This is a genomic window from Streptomyces sp. UNOC14_S4, assembly GCF_020740835.1.
Taxonomy (GTDB): Bacteria; Actinomycetota; Actinomycetes; order Streptomycetales; family Streptomycetaceae; genus Streptomyces.
The window spans coordinates 1-6395 of record NZ_JAINFC010000438.1 but is presented as its reverse complement, the minus strand read 5'-3'; the positions used below and the strand labels follow the sequence as shown (position 1 = coordinate 6395).

7 protein-coding genes are annotated in these 6395 nt (G+C 69.3%); 4 read left to right on the top strand and 3 right to left on the bottom strand.

The genetic code is table 11. From position 1 onward, the window contains the following. From K6I34_RS28880 to K6I34_RS28870, 3 genes are all read right to left on the bottom strand, one after another. On the bottom strand, positions 1-409 hold a 409-nt coding region (locus K6I34_RS28880), incomplete at its 3' end, for a hypothetical protein (protein ID WP_229330300.1). Positions 410-416: 7 nt separating this feature from the next. Next, positions 417-1037: a DUF4913 domain-containing protein gene (locus K6I34_RS28875; RefSeq protein WP_229330298.1), complete on the bottom strand. Its 621-nt coding sequence runs from the start codon at positions 1035-1037 to the stop codon at positions 417-419. A gap of 155 nt (positions 1038-1192) precedes the next feature. Beyond that, positions 1193-1954 (bottom strand): site-specific DNA-methyltransferase, encoded by a 762-nt coding sequence (locus tag K6I34_RS28870; protein ID WP_229330296.1) that lies wholly within the window; start codon positions 1952-1954, stop codon positions 1193-1195. Positions 1955-2452: 498 nt separating this feature from the next. Here K6I34_RS28870 and K6I34_RS28865 point away from each other — a divergent pair, with 498 nt between their 5' ends. The 4 genes from K6I34_RS28865 (at position 2453) to K6I34_RS28850 (ending at position 6388) form a co-directional block, all read left to right on the top strand. Then, positions 2453-3616: a C40 family peptidase gene (locus K6I34_RS28865; RefSeq protein ID WP_229330301.1), complete on the top strand. Its 1164-nt coding sequence runs from the start codon at positions 2453-2455 to the stop codon at positions 3614-3616. 267 nt (positions 3617-3883) lie between these two features. Continuing rightward, the gene (locus K6I34_RS28860) at positions 3884-4192 is read left to right on the top strand and encodes a DUF6112 family protein (protein ID WP_049714171.1); all 309 of its coding nucleotides are present in this window, start codon (positions 3884-3886) and stop codon (positions 4190-4192) included. Beyond that, positions 4192-4893: a hypothetical protein gene (locus K6I34_RS28855; RefSeq protein WP_229330294.1), complete on the top strand. Its 702-nt coding sequence runs from the start codon at positions 4192-4194 to the stop codon at positions 4891-4893. Before K6I34_RS28860 ends, K6I34_RS28855 begins: the two co-directional genes overlap by 1 nt. Before the next feature lie 31 nt (positions 4894-4924). Further along, positions 4925-6388, top strand: a complete 1464-nt coding sequence (locus K6I34_RS28850; protein WP_229330292.1) for an ATP-binding protein — start codon at positions 4925-4927, stop codon at positions 6386-6388. The last annotated feature ends 7 nt before the right edge of the window (positions 6389-6395 follow it).

Genomic DNA, 6395 nt, shown 5'->3' with positions numbered 1-6395 from the left:
ATGCAGAAGTGCGGACAGGCACGGTGCGGGGTGAACGGGCGCGGGCGGCGCTGGCGCGGGGTGACGAGGTGGTGCGTGTGCGGCCGAGCCGGTGGAAGGCGGTGTTGTACGCCTCGAATCCGGCGCGGGGGCGCATGGCGACCAGGAAGATCTCCCGCTTGTGCAGGGAGCCGGCCGGGGCGGGGCGTTCCTGGTAGACGATGCGCCAGTCGACCTTGGCGTCGACGTAGAGCTTGCGGCAGTCGGACAGGTCCTGGCCGTGCCGGTCGTCGAGACGCTGGCCGCGTTGTTCGCCGTGGACGAGGTCCTGCAGGGAGAGGAGGGCAAGGTCGCGGATCTCGGTCGGTGCCTCGCGCAGGTCGTCCAGGGCGCGGGGGTCGGCGGCGAACGCGAACTTGGGGAAGCTCACGTCGGCGTCACGTGGCCTGGGTGTGTCCGGTGGTGGGGACCGGGTCGGTGGTGGGCTTCGGGCCGGGCAGCAGACGGTGCGCGGGCCGGGCCGGATTCGTGGTGCACGCGGCGAAGGGACCACCAGGTGCGCGGAGTTGGGCCATGGTGTGGTCGAGGTGGTCGCGGTGCCACGTCGAGGGGCCTGACGGGCCGGCCTCGGGGTCGATGTGCTGCTGCCAGGCCAGCCACAGAGCATGGAGACGGGCAACGGCCTCGGGGTGTTGGTCCCACCAGGGGCACCAGGGGGCACTGGAGGTGATCTCCCGGCCGTAGACCGGCAGGAGCAGGTCGTCGACCCAGTCGGTGAGCGCGTCGAGCTCGCTCTCGTACGCCTGGCCCTCCATGGCCATGATGAACAGCGGTTCACCACCACCGGCCGGTCCCGGGCCAGGAGCGAAGCCGCCGAAGTCGGGTCCTGGCAGCGGTATCGGCGGCGGGTCGGCGGCCAGGTGGTCCAGGACGCGGGCCTGCTCCTGGGACTGGTCGATCAGCCGGCGCACGCTCGCGGACAGATCAGCCAGGTCGAGGTCCGTCATACGGACCGGCTCCGGGGTTTCTCCCGTGGAGGGGTCGGGGGAATCAGACACAAAGCTTCTTTCCAACAGGGCGAGTTCAGTGAAGGCCAGCATCCGGACTCCGGCCAGTTTGGGTAACCGGTATCCGGGCGCTATAAGCAGGCGGTATCAGCCAGCCCGTATCCGCCAAGGGCAGGGCCCGTGGCTCCGCCGGTGGGCATCGTCGGTTACTCGGTTGGGCCGGCGAGGGCGTAATCGCCCTGCGAGGAGACCGCGTGGAGAGTCTCAGTGAGCCGGTTTGCGGCGATGTCCGTGTAGTGCTTGGTCTTCTCGATGCCGATGAAGTCGTAGCCTTCCAGCAGGGCGGCGACGCCGGTGGATCCGGAGCCGGCGCAGAAGTCGAGGATGGTGCCGCCGGGCGGGCAGATCTTCACCAGTTCCCGCATCACCTCAACGGGCTTCTGCGTGATGTGCTGGCGGCCCTTGCGCGGCTGGGATCCGGTGTAAAGGCCGGGCAGGTAGACCGGGTTGCGGTCGGCGTCCACTGCGCCCTTGGACGCCCAGTGGATGAACTCGCAGGACTGCTTGAAGCGGCCCTTCTGCGGCCGGGCCTGGGGCTTGTGCCAGGCCAGCGTGCCCCGCCACGTCCAGCCGCCCGCCTGGAGGGCGTCCGACATGGAGCCCGCCTGGCGCCAGTCGGTGAACAGCAGCAGCGTGCCCGACGGCTTCGTCACACGGTGTGCCTCGGTGAGGATCTGCGTCAGCCAGAACGTGAAGGACCTCTGGTCCATGTTCTCGCCGGGGAAGTCCGCCAGCTGGTGTTCGGCGTCGGTCGAGGTGTACTTCTGCCGTGCCGTGCGGGAGGTGCGTTCCTTGGCCGTGCGACCGCCGGAGTTGTACGGGGGGTCGGTGATCACGGCGTCCACGCTGTTGTCGGGCAGCGTGGCCAGTACGGACAGAGCGTCGCCCTGGTGCAGGGAAAAAGGCATGATGAGGTCCCGTTCAAAGGGTGCGAGAGGAAACTGAGAGCGCCCGCGTAGAAGCACGCCCTGGCGATCCAGACGGCGGCTGCGAAGCGACTCCAAACTGTAGGGATCAAAACCCGGTTGACCCCGGTCAGAGGGGAAACTGCTCCAAAATCAGTTCCGGCCGCCGAATCCTTTGGTCAACCGGGATTCCGTCCCTAAAGTTCTGGTCATGCCCGCCCCGGCCACACCGGACGGCACCCCCCAATTCCCGGCTCCCTTCAGGAGAGGTCTCTTCGTCATGCCACCGAGCACCTGACACACGCCCCGGACGCGGTCCGGGAGCTGCAACTCCCCCGCGCCGGCTTGTCGCACCACCAGCAACCAGACCTGTTCCGGGCCCCTTTGGACCAAGCGCACGCCCGGACGGCTCCACTCGAAAGACACTGCCTTGGCACACCCATGCCCTCATCCAGCCATTCCGCCGCCCCGGGCCCTTTCTGACCGGCCGGGCAGGTGGCGTTGAAGGCCGTCGTCGCGACCATCGGTGTCGCGGTCCTCAGCCCGCTGCTGCTGGCCGGCACCGCCGCGGTCGCCGCGGCCGGCGGCGGCGCAGCCAGCGCCGCCCACGGTGACTGTGCGGGCGAGGCCGGATCGGTCGACGCCGAAGCGGTCGCCAAACAGGTCAAGGACATCCTTGGCGGGAAGGGCGGCGGGAAGGTCTCCGTCGAGGGGCTCGAGCTGCCCGCCGAGCAGATCCCCAACGCCAAGACGATCGTGGCCACGGGCGTGGCCATGCACATTCCCGAGCGCGGACAGATCGTCGCCCTGGCCACCGCCATGCAGGAATCCCGGCTCCGCAACCTCAACTACGGCGACTTGGACAGCCTCGGTCTGTTCCAGCAGCGGCCGTCCGCGGGCTGGGGTACCCCCGCCCAGGTACGCGACCCGGTGTATGCATCCACGAAGTTCTACAAGGCGCTGCTGGAGGTGCGCGGGTGGGAGTCGATGACAGTCACCCAGGCCGCGCAGGCCGTCCAGCGTTCGGCATTCCCTGACGCGTACGCGCAGTGGGAGCCGCTGGCCCGTGCCCTGCAGTCAGCGATCGTCAAGACGCTGCCGGACGGCGGCAAGTCCAAGCCCGAGGACGGTAAGACCGCCGACAAGGACAAGAAGGACAAGAACAACTCCACGACCGGCAAGGGTGGTTGCGCCACCGGAGCGGACGGGAGCAACTTCGGCACGATCCCGCCGGGCGCGGTGCCCAAGGGATACGCGATTCCCAAGGACGCCCCGAAGAAGATCCAGACCGCGATCCGTTGGGCGCTCGGCCAGCTGGACACCCCGTACCAGTGGGGCGGCACCTGCGAAAACTCGCACGGTCCGGACCCGATGGGCCGGTGCGACTGCAGCTCGCTGATGCAGATGGCCTACCACGCCGCCGGCGTGAACATCTCCCGCACCACCTACACCCAGGTCAACGAGGGCAAGGCCGTCTCGGTCAGCTCGCTCAAGCCCGGGGACCTGCTCTTCACCCGGGGCACCGCGGCAGTGCCTGAGCACGTGGGGATGTACATCGGCAGCGGCTTGATCATCAATGCGCCGAAGACCGGTGACGTCGTGCGCATCACCACGCTCGCGAACTGGAAGCCCCAGATCCTCGCCGCGCGCCGCATCCTCAACTGACCTGCACGCAGGCCCTCTTCACCAATGTCGCTCGTCGCCACGTCCGGGCCACGGGCCCTGTGCGCTAGTGAAGCAGATCACGCCGGAACGGCTTCGAGGGTAGCGCACGCCCCCGGCCGTAACCGCCCCTTCCAGCAAGCAGAACGACATCTGCAGCAGTAGCCCACGGCGGCATTTCTCCCCCTTCCCTGGCGCTCGCCTCCCCTCTCCCCCTCTTCTTTCGTCGCTTTCGCACGCCGTTTCGGCGTGCCCGCAAGGAGCTCGTCTGTGCCCACGCTCGACCACGTCCGCTACCTCGCCTACAACCCGGGCATCAGCCCGAAGGAGGGCGGGCTTCCGGGCCTGTCCGTCCTGAAGGACGTCATCTCCTCGATCAACCTCTTCGCGATCATCGCGATCGTCGGCGCCCTGGCCGTGAGCCTGGCCGTGTGGGCCTGGGGCCACTACACCGGCGGCCACCAGGCCGAAGCCAACGGGAAGAAGGGCGCGGTCGTGAGCGCAGGGTGCGCGCTCGGCCTCGGCGCTGCCAACGGCATCGTGTCGTTCTTCAGCACGCTCGGGACGCAGGTCCACTAATGCCGAAACGTCTCTTCAAGCGCCCGCGCGCCCCACGCTTCGCCGCGCTGACCTCGCGGACGGCCTCATGGTCGATGAACCGGCGCCTGGCCGCCGGAATCGCGGCCCTGGCGGTCCTGGCCGGTGCCGCGGGGCTGACCGCCTACCTCACCGCCAACACCGATAGGCCCGCCGGTTCGCCCCCTCCAGCCTCCGCCAGCAGCCCTTCGCCGACGGCCTCGGCCGACGGCGAGAGCCGCAGTGCCGTGCCGAAGCCGCCGTCCACCCGTAACCCGGTGGAGTTCGCCAAGGCCGCTGCCGGTGCCCTGTGGTCCTACGACACCCGCCGGACCACCCAGCCGCAGCACCTGGCCGGGCTGAAGGCATGGATGACGACCGAGTCGAAGTACACCGACTGGGACTCGGTGGCCTCGCAGGTCCCCGACCCGACGCTGTGGTCGCGGATGCACGACAACGGCCAGTACGCCACTGCCAAGATCGCCGAAGGCCACATGCCGCAGGCGTTCACGAAGGCGCTCGGCGACAACCCCGGCGCCATCACCGAGGCGTACATCTACGTCGTCACCATCAGCGGCAAGCAGTCCATCGCCTGGCGCGGCGGCGGAGCCGGCGCCGAAGGCCGGGCGATCACGCTCGCCGTCCAGTGCCGCCCCGACCGCAACTGCGCCCTGTCCGGGGTCTCCCCCCGCGTCGCCCCCTGACCCACGCCCAGCAGGAAGGAGGTAAATACCCGTGGGCTTCTGCAATCTCCCGCTGGTGGACAACGTCTGCAAGGCGGTCGACGCGATCGATTTCGTCACCGACCCCGGCAAGTCCATCACCGAGGGTCTCGGCGCGTGGATCGCCAAGAGCGTCGGCGAACTCGCCGCCTCGGCAGCCGACCTGGCCGCCAAGGCCGTCGACACCACCACCAAGGTCGATCTCAACGCAGGCTGGTTCAGAGACAACTACGAACTGATCCTGCCGATCGCCCTGCTGGTGATCGTCGGCACGTTCTGTATGCAGCTGGTGCGAGCCGCATGGAAACGAGACGGCCAGGCTCTGAGCCAGGCGCTCAGCGGCACGCTGGTCGGCGTGATGTTCGCCTTCGGCGCCATCGCGTTCACCACCGTCGCCCTCACCGTCGTCGACGCCCTGTCCGACGGGTTGTTCAAGGCCGGGCACTCATCGATCTCGGACTCCGTCCGCCGCATGATCAAGGTCTCCCAGTACGGCGGCATGTACGAACTGGGCTGGCTGGTACCGACGTTCGTGGCGATCGGCGCCGCCATCGGAGCGTTCCTCTACTGGTGCGTGATGATGGTCCGCAAGGTCGGCATCCTCGTCCTGGTCACGCTCGCCTGCTTCGCCGGTGCGGGCGGCGGCTGGGAGGTCGCGAAGCGGTGGCGCAAGGGCTGGATCGAAGCCACCGCGACCCTCGTGGTCTCCAAGCTCTTGATGACGATCGTCTTCCTGCTGGGTGTCTCCGCCATGGGCAAGACCGATGCGAAGGACGGGCTCGCCGCCGTCTCCGATGCGATGGCCGGCATCGTCGTGATGGTCATGGTGCTGCTGTGCCCGTACATCACGTACCGGTTCGTGCACTGGGCCGCTGACGGTCACGGCGAAGACCTCCACCGTTCCGGCGGCGCCGGCATGGCGGCTGCTTCCCGTACCGCCCAGGGCGTCGGCCGCAAGGCCATGGCCATGTCGGCCGGAGGCGGCGGCGGTGCCGCTCTGGCCGCGGCAGCCCCGCAGGGCCCGCCGCAAGTCCCCGGCCAGCTGCTGGCCAAGGCAGCCCCCTCCAGCTCCAGCTCCGGTTCGGAATCGGAATCGGATACCGACTCCGGTCCGGGTACGAGCAGCGGGACTTCCGGCCCCGGGTCGGGATCGCCCGGGAGCCACGGCGAGGGCGGCTCGGGCGACGAGCCGACGCCCACGCCTCCCCCGCGGTTCGCCACCGACGACAGCGGATCCTCATCCCCGCAGTCCGGACGACCGACGGGCCAGGGCAACGGCACGCCACCTCAGCAGTCCGGGCTCATGGCCGCGGGTAACCAGCCGGGAGCGAGCCTGGCCTCCGGCTCCGGTCTGCTCGGCCAGGGACCGCCGGCCCCGACGCCGCAGGGCCCCGCGGTCTCCACACCGAGGCCGCAGCCCGCCACCCGGACCGGCGCAGCGGCCACCCCGCCGTCGCCTCCCGCGACCGGCAGCTGATCCACCC

What these genes read in the sequence shown, in the direction of transcription:
- K6I34_RS28870 (WP_229330296.1), bottom strand. Translation starts at nt 1,954, where the DNA reads ATGCCTTTTTCCCTGCACCAGGGCGACGCTCTGTCCGTACTGGCCACG.
- K6I34_RS28855 (WP_229330294.1), top strand. Translation starts at nt 4,192, where the DNA reads ATGCCGAAACGTCTCTTCAAGCGCCCGCGCGCCCCACGCTTCGCCGCG.